The organism is Paraburkholderia sp. GW821-FHT02A12 (assembly GCF_059422005.1).
Map to the genome: position 1 here is coordinate 3,680,550 of NZ_JBWKWA010000001.1, position 18,839 is coordinate 3,699,388.

Here is an 18,839-nt window from a genome sequence, read left to right on the forward strand (position 1 = left end):
CCGCCCGGCGCATGACCAACCCCAATCGGCTGTAAAATTGCGCTTTCCTTCCCGCTTTTCTTCGACACCCATCCCAACATGACCGACAACAGCCAACGCCCCAGCGGCCGCCAGGCCAATCAGCTGCGCGACGTGCGCATTACGCGCCACTACACGAAGCACGCGGAGGGCTCGGTGCTGGTCGAATTCGGTGACACCAAGGTCATCTGCACCGCGAGCATCGCCGAGACCGTTCCGTCGTTTCTGCGCGACCGCGGCCAGGGCTGGCTCACCGCCGAATACGGCATGCTGCCGCGCGCCACCCACACGCGCAGCGACCGCGAAGCGGCGCGCGGCAAACAGACCGGCCGCACCCAGGAAATCCAGCGCCTGATCGGGCGCGCGCTGCGCTCGGTGTTCGATCTCGAGAAGCTCGGCGCGCGCACGCTGCATATCGACTGCGACGTGATCCAGGCCGACGGCGGCACGCGCACCGCCAGCATCACCGGCGCGTTTGTCGCCGCGCATGACGCCGTATTGAAACTGCTGGAGGCCGGCCGCATCGAAAGCTCGCCGATCAGCGATTACGTCGCGGCAATTTCGGTCGGCGTGTACGACGGCCTGCCGGTGCTCGATCTCGACTACGACGAAGACTCGCAATGCGACACCGACATGAACGTCGTGATGACAGGCGCGGGCGGCTTCGTCGAAATTCAGGGCACCGCCGAAGGCGTGCCGTTCTCGCGCGACGAAATGAATGCGCTGCTCGAGCTCGCGAGCGACGGCATCAACACGCTGATCGCGAAGCAGAAGGAAGCGTTGGAGCAGAAGAGTGAGTGAAGTTCGTCAAAGCAACGGCGCAGCAGCTTCAGGCTCGCCGTTGCAGAAAGTCGTGCTGGCGTCGAACAACGCGGGCAAGCTGCGCGAGTTCGCGGCGCTGCTCGGCGCGGCCGGCATCGAGCTGATTGCCCAAGGCGAGCTGAACGTGCCGGAGGCGGAAGAGCCGCATCCGACCTTCGTCGAAAACGCGCTGACCAAGGCGCGCCATGCGGCGAAACTCACCGGCCTGCCCGCCCTCGCCGACGATTCCGGCCTGTGCGTGCGCGCGCTGCGCGGCGCGCCAGGCGTTTATTCGGCGCGTTACGCGCAACTGGCCGGCGGCGAGAAAGGCGACGCGGCGAACAACGCGCACCTCGTCGCGGCACTGCAAGGCGAGGCCGATCGCCGCGCGTATTACTACTGCGTGCTGGCGCTCGTGCGCCACGCGGACGATCCCGAACCGTTGATTGCCGAAGGCCGCTGGCACGGCGAGATTCTCGATACGCCGCGCGGCGCGAACGGTTTCGGCTACGACCCGCACTTCTTCCTGCCGTCGCTGAACGCGAGCGCAGCAGAGCTCGAACCCGCGGTGAAAAACGCCAGCAGCCATCGCGCGATTGCATTGCGGCAACTGCTCGCGCGTTTGACGGAGGAAGCGTGATTCCGATCAAACCGGCCCCCGCCGATGTCGGCGCAGGCGTCATCAAGGCATTTACCTCGCCGGGCAGCATTCGCCTGACGTCGCTGCCTCCGTTGGCGCTCTACGTGCATTTCCCGTGGTGTGTGCGCAAGTGCCCGTATTGCGATTTCAATTCGCACGAGTGGAAAGGCGACACGTTCCCCGAGGCCGCCTACCTCGACGCGTTGCGCGCCGATCTCGAGATGGCGCTGCCGCTCGTGTGGGGACGCCAGGTGCATACGGTGTTCATCGGCGGCGGCACGCCCAGCTTGCTGTCGGCGGCCGGGCTCGACCGGATGCTGTCCGACGTGCGCGCGCTGCTGCCGCTCGACGCCGACGCGGAGATCACGCTCGAGGCGAATCCCGGCACCTTCGAAGCCGCGAAGTTCGCGCAGTTTCGCGCGAGCGGTGTGAATCGCTTGTCAGTGGGCATCCAGAGTTTCAACGAAGCGCACCTGAAGGCGCTCGGCCGGATTCACGACGCGGCGCAAGCACGTCATGCGGTCGAAGTCGCCTCGACCACCTTCGACAACTTCAATCTCGACCTGATGTTCGCGCTGCCGCAGCAGACGCTGGCCGAATGTCAGGCTGACGTGGAAACGGCGTTGTCGTACACGCCGCCGCACTTGTCGCTGTATCACCTGACGCTCGAACCGAACACGCTGTTTGCGAAATTCCCGCCCGCGCTGCCCGACGACGACGCCTCCGCCGACATGCAGGACTGGATCCACGAACGCACGAAGGCGGCTGGCTACGAGCGTTACGAAGTGTCGGCTTATGCGAAGCCGCATCGGCAGAGCAAGCACAACCTGAACTATTGGCGCTTCGGCGACTATCTCGGCATCGGCGCCGGCGCGCATACCAAGCTGTCGTTTCCGAACCGCGTGCTGCGCCAGGCGCGCTACAAGCATCCGGCCACCTTCATCGAGCAGGCGAAGGCCGGCGCGGCGGTACAGGAAGAACACGAGGTCGGGCCGCGCGATCTGCCATTCGAGTTCATGCTGAACGCGCTGCGGCTCGTGGAAGGATTTCCGGTGCATCGCTTCGTCGAACGCACGGGGCTGTCGATGACGTCGATCGAACTGGCTTTGCAGGAGGCGGAACGGCGCAAGCTGATTACGCGCGATCACGAAAAAATCGCACCGACACCGCTCGGTCAGGCGTTCCTGAACGATCTGCAAGCGCTGTTTCTGAAAGATCCGCAGTAATTGCAGCGCGCCAGTACGCCGCAGCCTGAGTTTTTCAGGTTACAATTTGCGGCTTGGAGGTGTGGCCGAGCGGTTTAAGGCACCGGTCTTGAAAACCGGCGAAGGAGCAATCTTTCCGTGAGTTCGAATCTCACCGCCTCCGCCAGAGCATGAACGACAACGGGCCTTTAAGGCCCGTTTCTATTTGTGCGCCGCGTATTTGTGCGCTACGCCACCGGCCCCGCGATGACCGAACTCACTCGGTAGCCCACCCCTCAACTTTCCCCCTTCCTGGCCTAAACCAGCGCGGTCGCCTCGACCTCGATCTTCAGGCCGTAATGCAATTGTGGAACAGGCACGACCGCACGTGCCGGCCGAGCTTCGCCCGCCCAGCGCGCGTAGATCTGATTGAAACTCGCCCAGTGTTCGACATTGACGATATAGACGCGCACCTGCACCAGCTGAGCAATGCTGCTGCCGGCACCTTCGAGCGCAGCCTGCACATTGGCCAACACCTGTTGAGTTTGAACCTCGAACGTAGCGCCGGAAAGCTTCTCGTCCTGTGCGTCGACCGGCAACTGTCCTGAGATGAACACAAATCCATTGGCGATCGCGACGTGGCTATAGTGGCCACCCGGCGTCGCGAGACCGGCGGGGTTGTCCGTGTGCGGCAGATGCTTGCTGTGCTGGTTACCAGCCATGAGAACAACTCCAAAGATGACGGCGCCATCGCGGCACATGGTTATGCGCATGACGCTTCACGCGGCTCGTCCGCATGGCCGCATCTCTTTCGCGGAAGCAATGAACGGGGCGCGCGCGAGCATTGACAGCCGCGAACGATGCAGCGCCTCACATGATCCACTGACCGCTCCGCTCGAACCGCGCACCGCTTATCGCTTACCGCGCGAATCAAACCGAGCGTCAAACGCTAAGCGTGTCCAGCTTTTCGCGCGCGTCCGCGCAACGGCGATTCAGGTCACGGTGCATCAATTGACTATCGAGCAAGGTCGATACATCAGACAAACCGTAATCAAAGCGCAAGACGTATTCGATGTCCGTGTAATCGTGATATGCGCCGCTGTCAGCCAGCTTCTGCGCTTCGGCGAAAGCAGCCTGTTGCCGCTCGCCGTTCATCAAATCTCTGATCGCCATGATTGCCGCTCCGAGGAACAGTGTCCTCATCATAGCAATGCAAATTAGGTCGCACGGTCGCGCGCACGCAACACCTGGTGTTTTCCGTAGTCGCTCTCGTGGTCGCTCTCGCAGTCACTCTGTCACGCGCGGAACGGGCTGGCAGAAGTTCTGCTGCGCTTTACTTTAGCTCGGGAGCCGTTGCCCGCCTTGAGCGACGGATTCTGGCTGCCGCCTGACGAACCGCCGTCAAGCCGCAACGACAGGCGCCTTCGTCCCGTGCCACCTGACGACCAGAATCCGGCCGACGTAGCACAGCGTGCCCGCGACGCCTATCACGACGCCCATCCCCGTGGGCGAACCGTCCTGCCAAAGCCCGACGGCCAGGCTCGACAGCGCGCCAAGCGCCAACTGCACTGCGCCGAATACCGCTGCGGCAGCGCCAGCGTTATGCGGATAGCGATGCATCAGATCGGTGGTGCAATTGGCGGACAGCAAACCCACCACGCCGACCACAAAGAACAGGCCGAACACGATCGACCATAAGCCGCCCCAGCCTGTCAGCGATACGAGGCAGACAAACAACGACGCGACGCAACTGACGGTAGCCGCGAAAGATATGATCGGCAACGAGCCAAGCCGGCCGACCAGACGCGTATTCATGAAGTTGCCCAACATGATGCCGACGATATTCAGCGCGAACAGAAACCCGTAATGCTGTGCCGATACATGGAAATACTCGATGTACACAAATGGCGTCGCCGTGATGTAGGCGAACATCGATGCAAACGCCATCCCGCCGCACAGCATGTGCCCCCACGCGACCGGGTCGCGCAGCAACTTGCCGTACGCGCCGAACGATTGCAGCAACGCCGACTGCGCACGCTTCTCGCGCGGCCAGGTTTCCGGCACTTTGAGGAACGCGGTGACCGCGCACACGGTACCGAACAGCGTCAGGACCACGAAGACGACGCGCCAGCCCCCAAGCAGCAGCAACTGCCCGCCGATCAGCGGCGCCAGCAGCGGCCCGATCGACGTGACGATGGCTAGCATCGACAGCACGCGCGCGGCGTCGGTCGGCCCGTGTGCATCGCGGGCAATGGCGCGCGCCAGCACCGAGGCCGCGCCTGCGCCGAGTGCCTGCACGAAACGGAACGTCACCAGCGCCCCGATCGAAAACGACAGCGCGCACGCGACGCTCGCCAGCGCATACATGGCGATGCCGCCGAGCAGCACGGGACGTCGACCGTAAGTATCCGACAGCGGACCATACAGCAGCATGCCGATCGAAAAACCGAACATGAAGCTGGTGAGCGTCGTCTGCGCGGCGCCGGTGCTGATCGCGAAGGCCTGCGCGATGGTCGGCAGACTTGGCAGATACATGTCGATGGAAATCGGCCCGCACGCGGCAAGCGCGCCGAGCAACAGAATCAGCCGGCCATCGGGCCGGCTTCTGGTGGCGTGAGACATGGAAATCCAGATGAAGCGCTGCGCCGACATTGGCGGCGAAACACGGTGAAACGGGGACAACAGCGGCTTGATGGGCTCAATTGTACGCGACGGTTCAACATTCGCCGCGTCCCGGCGCCGTCGGGCGGAACGCCAGAGCGCCGTGGCAAGCACAGAACCGATCGGTTAAGCTGCCGCCTGAACGATTCGTGCGCAACGCAAACGTGCCGCGTCGCGCCCCTCAACAGCGCTTTCTCCCGACCCTGTCATGACTGCATTCCTGCTGATCTGGAGCCCCAGGAAATGGCCGTGGCCCGAATTGCCTGACGTGGCGAAGCGGGTGGCCGCGGGCGTGGCAGTGTCGGACGTGTGGGGTTGCGGGTTTGCGCGCGGCATCCTGCCCGGCGACCGCGTGTTCCTGCACCGCGTCGCCCAGGAACCGAAGGGTGTGTTCGGCTCCGGCTATGTGACGCGTGCGCCGTACGAGGTCCCCGATCCGGCGACGAGGCGCGGCTACCGCTTGTGCATCGACTTCGTGTACGACTGGCTAGTCGACGCCCACGAAGGAGTAGTGATCCCGCGCGAGATGTTGCGCACACACCCGTTTTCGGTACAGACGTGGGACGCACAGAGCTCGGGCACCGTCATCAAGCCGATCGCCGAAGGCGCTCTGGAAAAGCGCTGGGCCGAGCTGACCGGCAAGCGCAAGCCGCCGAAGCTCGACGCCCCGACGGGGCCCACGCGCTCCAGCAAGGTAACGGCCCACGCGGCGGCGGTGGAGAAAAGCCGCGAAAAGGTGCAAGGAGTGCAAGAGGCGCAAGACGCGCAGCGCGTCAAACCCGAATCGAGCCGCACCACGACGCCGAAGAAGTCCGCGGCAGAAAGTCACGCCCAAACCAGGCCGAAAACGACGGCGAGGACGCCTGCGAAGAAACAGGTGCGCGAAAGCTGAGCGACGGCGACGCCGCCCGGGTGGGCGATGAAGTACCGCGAAGGCGCGCAGCGCCGTCGGGGAAGTGCACAGGGAGCTGCGAACCCGCCGGGAGGGGAACACACAAAACCTCTTCACGCTGACTCCGGTACAATTTCCCCACCAGCCCCCAGCGCCGCGCGAAGCGCAAAAAGCAGCCTCCCGCGCCGCTGCGCAATCCCGAATCCAAAGGCATCGCCAACACCCATGTCCAGGAACCAAACCCTCTTCGACCGCGCGCAGCGCACCATCCCGGGCGGCGTGAACTCGCCAGTAAGAGCATTCCGCTCGGTGGGCGGCACGCCGCGCTTCATCGAGCGTGCAGAAGGCCCCTACTTCTGGGACGCCGACAAAAAACGCTATATCGACTACATCGGCTCGTGGGGCCCGATGATTCTCGGCCACGTCCATCCGGAAGTACTCGAAGCAGTCCAGCGCGTGCTGCCAAACGGCTTCTCCTTCGGCGCGCCGACCGAATCGGAAGTGGAAATCGCCGAGGAAATCTGCAAGCTGGTGCCGTCGATCGAGCAGGTCCGCATGGTATCGAGCGGTACTGAGGCGACTATGAGCGCGCTGCGTCTTGCGCGCGGCTTCACGAACCGCAGCCGCATCGTCAAGTTCGAAGGCTGCTATCACGGCCACGCGGACAGCTTGCTGGTCAAAGCCGGTTCTGGTCTGCTCACGTTCGGCAATCCGACTTCGGCCGGCGTGCCGGTCGATATCGCCAGGCACACCACGGTGCTCGAATACAACAACGTCGCCGAACTCGAAGAAGCGTTCAAGGTGTTCGGCAACGAGATCGCGTCGGTGATCGTCGAGCCGGTCGCGGGCAACATGAACCTGGTGCGCGCCACCCCCGAATTCCTGCAAGCATTGCGGCGTCTGTGCACCGAGTACGGCTCGGTACTGATTTTCGACGAAGTGATGTGCGGCTTCCGCGTGGCGCTCGGCGGCGCTCAGGAGGTCTACGGCATCAGGCCGGATCTGACGTGTCTCGGCAAAGTGATCGGCGGCGGCATGCCGGCGGCGGCCTTTGGTGGACGGCGCGACATCATGGCTCACCTCGCGCCGCTCGGCGGCGTTTATCAGGCGGGCACACTGTCGGGCAATCCGATCGCGGTGGCCGCGGGCCTGAAGACGCTGCAACTGATCCAGGCGCCGGGCTTCTATGACACGCTCGCTGCGCGCACCGCGCGTCTCGCGCAAGGTCTCGCGAATGTCGCGCGCGAAGCGAAGGTGCCGTTCGCCGCCGATTCGCTCGGCGGCATGTTCGGCCTGTACTTCACCGAATCGATCCCGGCGAGCTTTGCCGAGGTCATGAAGAGCGACGTACCGCGCTTTAACGCGTTTTTCCACAAGATGCTCGACGCGGGCGTGTACTTCGCGCCGTCGGCATATGAAGCCGGTTTCGTGTCGATCGCGCACGACGATGCGATCGTCGACACCACGATCGAGGCCGCGCGCGGCGCGTTCGCCTCGCTCGCCGTCTGAAACCGGCAATAAAGCTGGCAGTCGACCGAAACCGAAGCTAACCGCAGCCTAGTCACCGTACCCGACCGGACACCGATGTTCTCGCAAACCGATTTCGTCCATATGGAACGCGCGCTCGCGCTGGCCAAGCGCGGCATGTACACCACCGACCCGAATCCGCGCGTCGGTTGCGTGCTGGTCAAGAACGGCGAGGTGATCGGCGAAGGCTTCACGCAACCGGCCGGCCAGGACCACGCCGAAGTCCGCGCGTTGAAGGACGCGCGTTCGCGCGGCCACGATCTGCGCGGCGCGACGGCCTACGTGACGCTCGAGCCGTGCAGCCACTTCGGCCGCACGCCGCCGTGCGCGAATGCGTTGATCGAGGCGCAGGTCGAGCGTGTGGTCGCGGCGATGGAAGACCCCAATCCGCAAGTCTCCGGGCGCGGCCTCAAGATGCTGCGCGACGCCGGCATCGAAGTGCGTTGCGGGCTGCTCGCCAACGAAGCGCACGAACTGAACATCGGTTTCGTGTCGCGCATGACGCGCGGGCGCCCGTGGGTGCGCGTGAAAGTGGCGGCGTCGCTGGACGGCCGCACCGGCTTGCCGTCGGGCGCCAGTCAATGGATCACCGGCGAGGCGGCGCGCGCCGACGGCCACGCGTGGCGTGCCCGCGCATCGGCGATTCTGACCGGCATCGGCACCGTCAGGGAAGACGATCCGCGCATGACCGTGCGCGCCGTCGACACGCCGCGCCAGCCGCAACGCGTGCTGATCGACAGCCAGCTCGACGTGCCGCCTGAAGCGCAGATTCTGGCCGGCGCGCCGACCTTGATCTTCTGCGGCAATCTCGATCAGCGTCATGCCGAGCGCGCCAGCGCGCTGCGCGATCGCGGCGCGGAGATCGTGCAACTGGCGAACGCGGCGGGCAAGGTCGATCTGCCCGCCATGCTGAAAGCGCTTGGCGAGCGCAGCGTCAACGAACTGCACGTCGAGGCGGGCTACAAACTGAACGGCTCGCTGTTGCGCGAAGGCTGCGTCGACGAACTACTGGTTTATCTCGCCCCGAGTCTGCTCGGCGCGGACTCGATGAGCATGTTCAATCTGAGCGCGCCTGACACGCTGGAAGGCCGCGTGCAACTGAACTTCCACGCGGTCGACCGGATCGGCGACGATCTGCGGATTCTCGCGCGCTTCGTGCCGCACGCGCAGGCTGCGCCGGCGCCCCAACCTACTTCGAATTGATCAAGGAACCAACACGATGTTTACAGGAATCGTCGCGGCAGTGGGCCGCATCGAATCGGTCAAACCCCTCGCTCACGACGGCACAACGGACGGCGACGCGGGCGTACGCCTGAACGTGGAAGCAGGCGGCCTCGATCTCGAAGACGTGCAACTCGGCGACAGCATCACCATTCAGGGCGCCTGCATGACGGTGGTGGCGAAAACCGCGCATTCATTCGAAGTCGATGTGTCGCGCGAAAGCCTGAACTGCACCGTCGGCTTGGGCGAGCCGGGCGAAGTCAATCTCGAGAAGGCGCTGCGCGCGCATGACCGGCTCGGCGGCCATATCGTGTCAGGACACGTGGACGGCCTCGGCACGGTCATGCATTTCGCGCCGGTCGGCGAGTCGCATGAGCTACGCGTTGTAGCGCCGCGCGAGATCGGTCGCTATCTGGCGTACAAAGGTTCTATCACTGTCAACGGCGTGAGCCTGACCGTCAACTCGGTTAAAGATCGCGACGACGGCTGCGAGTTTTCGATCAACCTGATTCCTCACACGGTTCAGGTGACCTCGCTGAAGCATCTGCACGAAGGTTCGCAGGTGAATCTGGAGATCGATCTGATCGCGCGGTATGTCGAAAGGATGCTGTCGACGACGTCTCCCATAGCGCGCAGCTAACCGCTGCGGCCGCCCTCGCTGCACAACTGTTTTTGTCGCTGCGTGACAAGTCGTCCGTCGGCGACTTTGGAACCTCCGGGTTCTTTGGACTCGGCGCGCCGGATATCAGACTGTCACGCCGAATCCGAGCTTGCGGACAAGGCTCCGAAATTTTTCTTCGTGCTCAAGCCTGACCACCAGTTGTCGCTCGCCCGCACGCAGACAAAGACCAGCTGTTTCCTTCGCGTCCGCCACCATTGAAGCGATCTTCTCGTTCTCACAATCAATCAGTAGCGCGGTTCCCAGGACTTTCAGCGCCTTCCCCTGCTGCCCGGCAGCCTTGATGAACGACTCCACTGTTTCAGGCAACGGCTGATCTTCCCGTGCCACGAGAAACGCCCGAAGCTCCTCAATATCGAGCCCTTTCTCGATGGCACCAACCGCCTTTTGATGGTCCAGGCGCCACCTGTTTCCCGTCAGTTCCTCTGCCCACGTAGCCAGCGTCAGCGTTTCGTCCATCGACAGCCGTCCGTCGGTGACATTCACCTGCAAACTCGGCAAAACGGCAAGCTTGACACTCGGCACAACCGGTGGAGGCAGGTACTCTTCGTTCAATCCGAGGCAATATGCGCCGAGCGGGGTAATGCGGAAATACATCAACCCGTCGTAGCGGCTCAGGTATTCCAGGTCGTCGGTTCCCCACATTCCGCAATAGTCGTCACGTACGCCAGCGGGCTCGATGTAAGCGACATCGACCACACCAAGGGCCGCTGCGTACTCGAACAGAACGCAGAGAAGATATCGAAACTGCAGAATCGACCAATCGTGATAGCCGTCGTGACCCAGATTGCCATATTGCGGTTCGCAGATATAAAGGCTCCACGGATCATTCGTTACTTCAAACGTGCGCCCAGTTGCCTCCATGAACCGCGAAAGGTCGTCAACCCCGACCCAGGCTCCGATCGGGCAGTCTCGCAGCACTCCATTGATCACAGCCCGACGCGGCGCTACCGCAGTCATTGCCCGCCCTTTGGATTTCTGCCCCTTGATGACATCGATGCGGCTGAATTCGTCGAACGAATTGGTCTTCAGCCATTTGCTCCAGATCGCACTCAACACAACGGCTGGCGCGGACGCCAACGCTTTCCGACCCGCGATGCTCAAAGCCAGTTTGCTGCCGTTTCGCTGGACCAGCCCTGCTGCCTGAAGCAGCATCGGCCAGGAAAAGGCCTTGAGCGGACCGATCTCCGGATTGGGGTTACCGCCTGCCGGCCAATAGAAATCCCCGTTGGCGAGGTGCTCCGTCAGCAAGCGCAACGTAGCGCTTCCGGGCAACGACGTTTTTTCGCTCGCCTGGAGCTTCCCCTGGTCCGTCAACCGGAGCAGAACCGGAAGATCCCGCAATGCGTCGCGCTCTGCGCGCCTCACAGTCACCTGTTTTTCGCCGATCTTTTCAGGCAGCGCCTCGACTGGACTCAACCTGACGGGCGAAGGTTCAGGCATGAAGCTGCGCAGCCGTTCACCCAGTTCGCATGGCAAGCGGTAGTAACCGTCCTCGTAGTGCAAGAAGAGCCCCAGCGCCGTCGGTTGCCCACGGGAGGAGTAGCGCCGGCCGCCTTCATTGACAGTGAAATCCGGCAATCTCCCGTATTTCGCTCGAAACCGCTTCCGATGAAAAACCCCATGCGCGGTGTACGCGGCCTCCGTAACCGCCATACGTTGCGTATCGTCCAGACGGTCCCAAAGCATGCGCAGCCCATCGCCGCCGAGACTCTTCAGGATCTGTCCGACCAGTTGATCTTTCTTTCCGGCCGGCGTCGTATCGGGCAACCAGCGCATTAGCGATTTCAGCTGGTCCATGGTGAGGCGCGAGAGCACTTCGTTCAACATGTCGATTGGCAAATTTGGTCTGGCAGGTACAAAGCAGATGACCGGCATTATCGCCGACCTCGCCGGCTCGCAATCAGGCGACCGCTCCCCCATCGCTCGTCAGCTCTTTCAATGCTCCCTCTGGAGACACCGGCCCCTTGTAAAGCGGGCTACATGGTGTGCGCGCCAGTTTTAGCGACAGCGCGATGAGTTCGTTCGGTTTGTCGTAGGCACGGTGTGCTTCGGCGAGATATGCGAACTGCGTCATGATGCCGACAACACTGCGATTTTGCGTCCTCGCGTATTTGACGACCTGCATTTGAGACACTTCCGAGTCGATAAATGGGCGCGGTACGCCGTGGGCGGCGAGTATATCTACCAGAGCCCCAGGGAACCTGGCCGCCAGGTTAGCCGCCGGAGCCAAAGGCTTCAGCACCGGCAGTAGCGTTCGTTCATTCACAAGCATCGCAATCTGCGGCTTCCATGGCAAAACGGTTGCATACCAGTTGCCAAGCTTCGTGGTCCTGCCTCCGACCTCGATCACTTTGGGTTTCAGACGCTTGAGCAGCTTTTGAGTACAGTAAAGTTATAGCATGAAAAAAGGGACGGATCTTGTACCAGCCAGAATGTACGCCTATTGTGCTAACATGACGTACATCTGAAGGAGAATCTCTCATGAGCACCTCTACCCGTTCCGCCCGTCTGGGTTTGCGAGCCACGCCGCAGCAGGAAGCGGTGCTGCGCCGCGCAGCCGAGATCGCGCACAAATCAATGACCGATTTCATTCTCGACAGCGCCTGTCAGGTTGCCGAACGAACCCTGCTTGACCAGCGTTTGTTCCTTGTGACCGAAAGCCAATCGAAAGCGCTGCTTGACATGCTCGATCGCCCGACCCAAGACAATGCGGGCTTAAAGAAGTTGTTCTCCCGAACGGCACCTTGGGAGAGCTGATGCCGCTGTCCCCACTGCAAGCGTTAGACGGCAGCCATGTGTTGGAAGGCTTCGATTGCGGCAAGCCCGGCCTGAATGACTGGCTGCTGCGCCATGCGCGGCAGGCTCAAGCCAGCGGTTCGGCCAAGACCTACGTCGTTACCGAAGATCAGCGCCTAGTTGGATACTACAGCCTGGCTGTAGGGCAGATCGATACTTTTGAGGCGCCCGATCGGGTACGCAAAGGGACGGGAGCCTATCCAATCCCTGTTGTCATTCTGGCTCGGCTGGCGGTAGCAATGCAGGACCATGGGCGTGGAGTCGGGATTGGCATGCTGCAAGATGCAATCCGGCGTACCGTGGCTATCGCCGAACAAGCCGGCGTTCGTGCATTGCTGACACACCCGATCGATGAGGATGCAGCACGCTTCTATTTGCGTTTCGGGTTTGAAGCTTCACCGGCGCAAGAACAGCAATTGCTTCTGTTGCTCAAGGACGCACGTCGACTACTCGTGCCTGCCGTATCAGGCAAACAGAAGTAGATACGTCATCGTCTATCGACGTCTCGCTACAGTCCGCGTGACATGACGGTATCTCTGACGGTATACGCGCACACTGCCGAATCGCACGCCTTGCGGGACAAGCGTCTCCGGCCGAACTCAACACAATTGCGCGCTACGTCGAACGAATGCTATCGGCGGCGTCACCGACAGGACGCTCGTAACTCGTTGAACCAGGCCGAGTTTTGGGTTTAATCGTCGTAGCCTTACTCGGCGATCCGCTGCCGGAACCACCCCGCTAGCGCAGCTTCTTCGAGCGCGCCAGCAGCAACCATTTCCATGGTCCTGACCGCGTCCGCGGGATCAAACTTCAGCCGATAGCCGTTGTCTGCAAGGGGGGACAGAAACATGGCCTTCTGCGACACTGCCACGGCACCCGGCCAGACTCAACGTAATTGCGCGGTATGTGGAGCGCATGCTGAACGCGCCGAAATGATTCCGGGGTAACCCCTGCCGCGCGGGGGCTAAGCGGCGCCCTGCCGCCCAACCCGCTCATGCGCCCATCGTTTTATCGAGCATACAGGCTGGCTGCGAGCCGCCGCCAGTCGGCCAAACGGCCTATGCCATCCGTCGCAGGCGACTTGAGAGCGCGCGTGGCGTAAAATACGCGCTTTCCCGAAAATCTCGCCAACATGACGCTCGCCTCCACTCCAGAGATCATTGCCGAACTGAAAGCAGGCCGGATGGTGATCCTCGTCGACGAAGAAGATCGCGAAAACGAGGGCGACCTAGTGATCGCCGCCGAATTCGTCACACCGGAAGCGATCAATTTCATGGCCCGCTACGGTCGCGGCTTGATCTGCCTCACGCTCACGCAGGAGCGCTGCAAGCTGCTGAACCTGCCGCTGATGACCTACCGCAACGGCACTCAGTACGGCACGGCGTTCACCGTCAGCATCGAAGCAGCCGAAGGCGTGACCACCGGCATCTCAGCGGCCGACCGCGCCCGCACGATCGCCACGGCGGTTGCGCCGGACGCGAAAGCCGAACATATCGTGCAGCCGGGCCACGTGTTCCCGATCATGGCGCAACCCGGCGGCGTGCTGGTGCGCGCCGGCCACACCGAGGCCGGCTGCGACCTCACCGCGCTGGCGGGCCTCACGCCGGCCGCGGTGATCTGCGAAGTCATCAAGGACGACGGCACGATGGCGCGCCTGCCGGACCTGATGGAATTCGCCAAAGAGCACGGCCTGAAAATCGGCACCATCGCGGATCTGATCCACTACCGCAGCCGCACCGAATCGATCGTCGAGCGCATTTGCGAGCGCACCATGCAAACCGCGCACGGCGCGTTTCGCGCGGTGATGTACCTCGACCAGCCGAGCGGCCAGCCGCATATCGCACTGGTGCGCGGCACGCCGAAGCCTGAACAGGACACGCCGGTGCGCGTGCACGAACCGCTGTCGGTGCTGGATCTGCTCGAAGTCAGCGAATCCACCCACTCGTGGACGCTGGATGCGGCAATGAAGGAAATCGCCCGGCGCGACCTCGGCGTGATCGTGCTGCTGAACTGCGGCGATTCGAAGGACCATCTGATCGACGTTTTCAAAGCCTTCGACTCGAAAGAAAAAGCCGAGGCGCTCAAGCGCCGGCCGGTCGACTTCAAGACTTACGGTATCGGCGCGCAGATTCTGCGCGAACTCGGTGTCGGCAAGATGCAGGTGCTGTCGAACCCGCGCAAGCTGGGCAGCATGTCAGGTTACGGTCTCGAAGTCACCGGCTTCGTGCCGATGCCGGGTAGCGCCGCACAGGCAACGCATCAAGGCTGATCCGGCCAATCACGCGCTCAGCGCTTACTCAAAACACTACGGACTTCACATGGAAATCGGACAATACCAACCGAATCTCGACGGTGACGGACTGCGCATCGGCATCGTCCAGGCGCGTTTTAACGAACCCGTTTGCAACGGCCTCGCCGATTCTTGCATCGAAGAACTCGAACGCCTCGGCGTCACCGGCGAAGACGTGCTGCTGGTCACCGTGCCGGGCGCGCTGGAACTCCCGTTGGCGCTGCAAAAGCTCGCCGAAAGCGCGCAATTCGACGCGCTGATCGCGCTGGGCGCGGTGATTCGCGGCGAGACGTACCACTTCGAACTGGTGTCGAATGAAAGCGGTGCGGGCATCACGCGTATCGGCCTCGACTTCGGCATCCCGGTCGCGAACGCCGTGCTGACCACCGAAACTGACGAGCAAGCCGTCGCGCGTATGACGGAGAAAGGCCGTGACGCCGCGCGCGTGGCTGTCGAAATGGCGAATCTCGCCGTCGCGCTCGAACAACTCGGCGGCGACGACGCGGCAGAAGACGAAGAAGAGGAACAGGCATGAAGAGCGCACGCCGACGGTCCCGCGAACTGGCCACGCAGGGGCTTTACCAGTGGCTGCTGTCGGGCTCGCCCGGCGGTGAAATCGACGCGCAACTGCGCGGCGCGCAAGGTTTCGACAAGGCCGACCACGAACATCTGGACGCCATCCTGCACGGCGTGATCCGCGATTCGGAGGCATTGTCCGCCGATATCGCGCCGTGCCTCGACCGCCCGATCGACCAGCTCTCGCCGGTCGAACGCGCGGTGCTGCTGGTCGCCGCGTTCGAGTTGAAGAATCACGTCGACATCCCCTATCGCGTGGTCATCAACGAAGCGGTCGAACTCGCCAAGACGTTTGGCGGCGCGGACGGCTATAAGTACGTAAATGGCGTGCTGGACAAGCTGTCGGCGCAACTGCGCGTCGCCGAAACGCAGGCGGCCCGCAAGCGTTGAGCGTGAGGCGCATGAACCATGCGCCTCGTCGGCAACGCCGGAGCGCGCAGCTGGCTGCCCGAACGCCGGGTTGAAGGCCAAACCGCCGAACACCGGCTGCTCGCAAGGACGCCGCTAGGTGCATGAACGCATGCGCCGCGCGCCGTCCCGCTTTTGCCTCTGAACTGGATTTGATCGCATGAATTCCGTGACCGAACCCTTGGTGCGGCTCGCTGCCCGCGTCGACGCCATCCAGCCTTTCTATGTGATGGAACTGGCCAAGGAAGCCGCGCTGCTCGAGCGCGATGGGCGCGACATCATTCACATGGGAATCGGCGAACCCGATTTCACCGCGCCCGAGCCGGTCATCGAGGCAGCCGCCAGCGCACTGCGCCGCGGCGTCACGCAATACACCAATGCCCTCGGCATCCACGCGCTGCGCGAAGCGATTTCGGCGCATTACGCCGAGGTCTACGGCGTCAGCGTCGATCCGGCGCGGATCGTCGTCACGGCGGGGGCATCAGCCGCGTTGCTGCTGGCATGCGCGGCGCTGGTCGATCGCGACGACGAAGTGCTGATGCCCGACCCGTGCTATCCGTGCAACCGGCATTTCGTGATCGCCGCCGAAGGTAAGCCGGTGATGGTGCCGAGCGGTCCGGCCGAACGTTTCCAGCTGACCGCAGCCGATGTCGGGCGTCTGTGGAACGAGCGCACCCGAGGCGTGCTGCTGGCGTCGCCGTCGAACCCCACAGGCACCTCGATCGAACCGGCCGAACTCGAGCGCATCGTCAAGGCCGTACGCGCACGCGGCGGCTTTACGATCGTCGATGAAATCTACCAGGGCCTGAGCTACGACGCGAAACCCGTCTCGGCGCTGTCCTTCGGCGACGACGTCATCACCGTCAACAGCTTCTCGAAGTACTTCAACATGACCGGCTGGCGTTTGGGCTGGCTGGTGGTGCCGCCGGCGATGGTCGGCGCATTCGAAAAGCTCGCGCAGAATCTGTTCATCTGCGCGTCAGCGCTTGCGCAGCACGCGGCGCTCGCCTGTTTCGAACCGCAAACGATCGCGATCTATGAAGCGCGCCGCCTCGAATTCAAACGCCGCCGCGACTTCATTGCGCCGGCGCTGGAATCGCTGGGCTTCTCGGTGCCGGTCATGCCTGACGGCGCGTTCTACGTGTATGCCGATTGCAGGACTGTCGCGCACACTGCCGCCGGCGACAGCGCCGCGCTGACCAAGGCCATGCTGCACGATGCGGGCGTGGTACTGGTGCCGGGCATGGACTTCGGCACGCATGCGCCAAAGGAGTACATCCGGCTCTCGTATGCCACCGCCTATCCGAAGCTGGAAGAGGCGGTCGAGCGGTTGGCGAAGCTGTTCGGGCGGCATTGACCGAACGCATGGAGCGGCTGGAGGCCTCGACAAGAGGGCGGAGGTGGTCGACCAGCATGGCGATGAAAGTTAACATCGCCACGCCCCGTTTACAACCGGTTTGCGCCATCAACAAAAATGCCGTTCAGTCGCTTAACTGAACGGCATTACGCCCGGGGGTGTCCTTTTTTATTGCAGCCGCTCTCGCGTCACGCCAATCGGGTCAACAACCTCAAGCGCCTAACTCCGACGCCGACGCCACATGCTTCGGAGCATTGGAGCTGGCGTCGTCCTGCTCGGAAGCCGGCGCCTTCACCGGCGTTGCCGCGCTCAGCGCATGGCTGTTATCGAGGGTTACCTGCACGCGCTTGCCGTTACCCGCCGCAGCCGTCGCCGTGGTCGATGCGGTCAGAGCCGGCGCCTGCGGCGCGTTGATCGGCACCTTGCGGCCACGCGCCACATCGCGCAGACGGCCACGCTCGGCCATGACCTTGGCGCCGTAGCCGCCGTCGTCCTGCGAGGTCGAGCCAACGTACAGACGCAAACCGCCCGGCAGCGAACCGCCGCGTGCGATGCAATCCTTCAGCACCAGCGCGCCCACCTTGATGTTCGCGAGCGGCTCCAGCGCCGCGCTCTGGCCGCCGAAATACTGGAATTTGTCCGAATGCACCTTGGACATCACCTGCATCAGGCCCTGCGCGCCTACGCCGCTCTCGGCATACGGGTTGAAGCCCGATTCGATCGCCATCACGGACAGGAGCAGGAGCGGATCGAGACCGACTTCGCGGCCAGTGTCGAACGCCGCTTTCACGAGTTCGCTGACCGGCTCCTGAGCGACGCGATAACGCCGCGCGAGGTACGACGAAACCAGATTCTGCTCACGGCTCGATATCAGCACGCGATCGTCGCGTGCGTCGGCCGAGACGCGCTGCTGCGGAATCAGCCGCGCCAGCGCGCTGACGCTCTGCATGGTGCGCGGGTCGAGCCCGTTCAGTGCAGCCACACCCATACCGGCCGTGCCGCTGCCGTCGAAAGCGCCGTCGAAGCTGGTATTGCTGACGGCGACGCCATTGTTGCCGTTGTTCGAGCCGCTAGCGGCTTCGTTGCTGGTCGAATTCGCGGACAGCGAGTCGTCGGAGGACGCGCGGTTGGGCGGTCCGAAAGCCGGCAGCGGATTGCCCTGCAGCAGACGGGCAGGACCGGCTTGCACAGCGGCCGAAATGACCGGCATCAACTTGGCGGCGAGTGTGCCGCGCCAAGCCGGCATCAGCCACAGCGCGAGTGCCAGCACGACGGCGAAACCGCCGACGATGCTGAACAGGTGATGACTCATTCGCGTCCCATGACGCAACGCACCGCGCACAACTTGCGCGATACGCTCATCGGGACGCCACGATAACCAGGCGTTCATTCAGATCTCCCATGTTGCATGATCCGCGAACTCCGCCGCTGCAACAGGCGGTACCGCACATTCGCAGAGTCAAGACATCGCGCGCTCTGTCTGGTTAGGGCAGCAGCGACGTCGGGAAAACGGCAAATACCGTTTGTGGGGAGCCATCTTGCAAAGAGGCCGGCGGCATGCCAAGAAAACATGCAGGCGGAGGCTCCCACGCGAAAAACCAGCGTCAGTTAACGCTGGCGAGGACTTCATTAAGGCCGTCAAATACCGTGCAGGGGGAGCGGTAAACGGTGACGCGTTGCGTCTGAAGGGACCAGGGGCGGTGGTAAAAAGGTTCACGCCCTGCAACCAATGTGGACGGATTCTATGCAGGGTTTTATAGATCGTCAACACTATGGATAGGCAAAA

General features: G+C 62.9%; 19 protein-coding genes, 1 tRNA gene and 1 pseudogene. 14 read left to right on the top strand and 7 right to left on the bottom strand.

The window, feature by feature from the left end; all coding sequences use genetic code 11:
- Positions 1-78 precede the first annotated feature (78 nt).
- The 4 genes from rph (at position 79) to AC07WT_RS16845 (ending at position 2,830) form a co-directional block, all read left to right on the top strand.
- On the top strand, positions 79-819 hold the full coding sequence (rph, locus tag AC07WT_RS16830; protein ID WP_494947826.1) for a ribonuclease PH: 741 nt from the start codon (positions 79-81) through the stop codon (positions 817-819).
- A complete protein-coding gene (rdgB, locus tag AC07WT_RS16835) occupies positions 812-1,459 on the top strand; it encodes an RdgB/HAM1 family non-canonical purine NTP pyrophosphatase (protein ID WP_492590591.1) in 648 nt (215 codons plus the stop codon). Before rph ends, rdgB begins: the two co-directional genes overlap by 8 nt.
- A complete protein-coding gene (gene hemW / locus AC07WT_RS16840; protein ID WP_494947827.1) occupies positions 1,456-2,685 on the top strand; it encodes a radical SAM family heme chaperone HemW in 1,230 nt (409 codons plus the stop codon). Before rdgB ends, hemW begins: the two co-directional genes overlap by 4 nt.
- A gap of 55 nt (positions 2,686-2,740) precedes the next feature.
- A tRNA-Ser gene (locus AC07WT_RS16845) sits at positions 2,741-2,830 on the top strand.
- A 130-nt stretch (positions 2,831-2,960) separates the two neighbouring features.
- On the opposite strand, the gene AC07WT_RS16850 is transcribed toward AC07WT_RS16845, so the two are convergent.
- The 3 genes from AC07WT_RS16850 to AC07WT_RS16860 all read right to left on the bottom strand — a co-directional run bounded on the left by AC07WT_RS16850 (position 2,961) and on the right by AC07WT_RS16860 (position 5,265).
- On the bottom strand, positions 2,961-3,365 hold the full coding sequence (locus AC07WT_RS16850; RefSeq protein ID WP_494947828.1) for a RidA family protein: 405 nt from the start codon (positions 3,363-3,365) through the stop codon (positions 2,961-2,963).
- Positions 3,366-3,585: 220 nt separating this feature from the next.
- Positions 3,586-3,816, bottom strand: coding sequence for a hypothetical protein (locus tag AC07WT_RS16855; RefSeq protein WP_492590588.1), 231 nt, complete (start codon positions 3,814-3,816; stop codon positions 3,586-3,588).
- A gap of 228 nt (positions 3,817-4,044) precedes the next feature.
- A complete protein-coding gene (locus AC07WT_RS16860; protein WP_494947829.1) occupies positions 4,045-5,265 on the bottom strand; it encodes a Bcr/CflA family multidrug efflux MFS transporter in 1,221 nt (406 codons plus the stop codon).
- Positions 5,266-5,512: 247 nt separating this feature from the next.
- Here AC07WT_RS16860 and AC07WT_RS16865 point away from each other — a divergent pair, with 247 nt between their 5' ends.
- The 4 genes from AC07WT_RS16865 to AC07WT_RS16880 all read left to right on the top strand — a co-directional run bounded on the left by AC07WT_RS16865 (position 5,513) and on the right by AC07WT_RS16880 (position 9,584).
- Positions 5,513-6,196, top strand: coding sequence for a hypothetical protein (locus AC07WT_RS16865; protein WP_492590586.1), 684 nt, complete (start codon positions 5,513-5,515; stop codon positions 6,194-6,196).
- A gap of 225 nt (positions 6,197-6,421) precedes the next feature.
- Positions 6,422-7,705, top strand: coding sequence for a glutamate-1-semialdehyde 2,1-aminomutase (hemL, locus tag AC07WT_RS16870; RefSeq protein WP_494947830.1), 1,284 nt, complete (start codon positions 6,422-6,424; stop codon positions 7,703-7,705).
- A 75-nt stretch (positions 7,706-7,780) separates the two neighbouring features.
- Positions 7,781-8,926, top strand: coding sequence for a bifunctional diaminohydroxyphosphoribosylaminopyrimidine deaminase/5-amino-6-(5-phosphoribosylamino)uracil reductase RibD (ribD, locus tag AC07WT_RS16875; protein WP_494947831.1), 1,146 nt, complete (start codon positions 7,781-7,783; stop codon positions 8,924-8,926).
- A 16-nt stretch (positions 8,927-8,942) separates the two neighbouring features.
- On the top strand, positions 8,943-9,584 hold the full coding sequence (locus AC07WT_RS16880) for a riboflavin synthase (RefSeq protein WP_494947832.1): 642 nt from the start codon (positions 8,943-8,945) through the stop codon (positions 9,582-9,584).
- Positions 9,585-9,689: 105 nt separating this feature from the next.
- Here AC07WT_RS16880 and AC07WT_RS16885 read toward each other — a convergent pair whose 3' ends face one another.
- Entirely contained in the window at positions 9,690-11,423 is a 1,734-nt protein-coding gene (locus AC07WT_RS16885; protein WP_494947833.1) for a hypothetical protein, read from the bottom strand.
- Positions 11,424-11,526: 103 nt separating this feature from the next.
- A pseudogene (locus tag AC07WT_RS16890) lies at positions 11,527-12,006 on the bottom strand (DUF6933 domain-containing protein); the annotation flags it as partial.
- Between the two features lie 101 nt (positions 12,007-12,107).
- On the opposite strand from AC07WT_RS16890, the gene AC07WT_RS16895 reads away from it, so the two are divergent.
- Together AC07WT_RS16895 and AC07WT_RS16900 are read left to right on the top strand one after the other, a co-directional pair.
- A complete protein-coding gene (locus AC07WT_RS16895; RefSeq protein ID WP_494947834.1) occupies positions 12,108-12,383 on the top strand; it encodes a type II toxin-antitoxin system TacA family antitoxin in 276 nt (91 codons plus the stop codon).
- The gene (locus AC07WT_RS16900) at positions 12,383-12,904 is read left to right on the top strand and encodes a GNAT family N-acetyltransferase (protein WP_494947835.1); all 522 of its coding nucleotides are present in this window, start codon (positions 12,383-12,385) and stop codon (positions 12,902-12,904) included. Before AC07WT_RS16895 ends, AC07WT_RS16900 begins: the two co-directional genes overlap by 1 nt.
- A 224-nt stretch (positions 12,905-13,128) precedes the next feature.
- Here AC07WT_RS16900 and AC07WT_RS16905 read toward each other — a convergent pair whose 3' ends face one another.
- The gene (locus AC07WT_RS16905; RefSeq protein ID WP_494947836.1) at positions 13,129-13,272 is read right to left on the bottom strand and encodes a hypothetical protein; all 144 of its coding nucleotides are present in this window, start codon (positions 13,270-13,272) and stop codon (positions 13,129-13,131) included.
- 282 nt (positions 13,273-13,554) lie between these two features.
- Between AC07WT_RS16905 and ribBA the strand changes: the two genes are divergently transcribed.
- The 4 genes from ribBA to AC07WT_RS16925 all read left to right on the top strand — a co-directional run bounded on the left by ribBA (position 13,555) and on the right by AC07WT_RS16925 (position 17,053).
- Positions 13,555-14,691, top strand: coding sequence for a bifunctional 3,4-dihydroxy-2-butanone-4-phosphate synthase/GTP cyclohydrolase II (gene ribBA / locus AC07WT_RS16910; protein WP_494947837.1), 1,137 nt, complete (start codon positions 13,555-13,557; stop codon positions 14,689-14,691).
- 49 nt (positions 14,692-14,740) lie between these two features.
- Positions 14,741-15,247 carry a 6,7-dimethyl-8-ribityllumazine synthase gene (gene ribH / locus AC07WT_RS16915; protein WP_494947838.1) on the top strand — a complete coding sequence of 169 codons (507 nt, stop codon included), beginning with the start codon at positions 14,741-14,743 and terminating at the stop codon, positions 15,245-15,247.
- Positions 15,244-15,678 carry a transcription antitermination factor NusB gene (nusB, locus tag AC07WT_RS16920; RefSeq protein ID WP_492590575.1) on the top strand — a complete coding sequence of 145 codons (435 nt, stop codon included), beginning with the start codon at positions 15,244-15,246 and terminating at the stop codon, positions 15,676-15,678. The genes ribH and nusB overlap by 4 nt, the downstream gene beginning before the upstream one ends.
- A gap of 178 nt (positions 15,679-15,856) precedes the next feature.
- Positions 15,857-17,053 carry a pyridoxal phosphate-dependent aminotransferase gene (locus tag AC07WT_RS16925; protein ID WP_492590574.1) on the top strand — a complete coding sequence of 399 codons (1,197 nt, stop codon included), beginning with the start codon at positions 15,857-15,859 and terminating at the stop codon, positions 17,051-17,053.
- Positions 17,054-17,264: 211 nt separating this feature from the next.
- Here the strand turns inward: AC07WT_RS16925 and AC07WT_RS16930 are convergent, their stop codons facing one another.
- Positions 17,265-18,443, bottom strand: a complete 1,179-nt coding sequence (locus tag AC07WT_RS16930; protein WP_492590573.1) for a transglycosylase SLT domain-containing protein — start codon at positions 18,441-18,443, stop codon at positions 17,265-17,267.
- Positions 18,444-18,839: the final 396 nt, after the last annotated feature.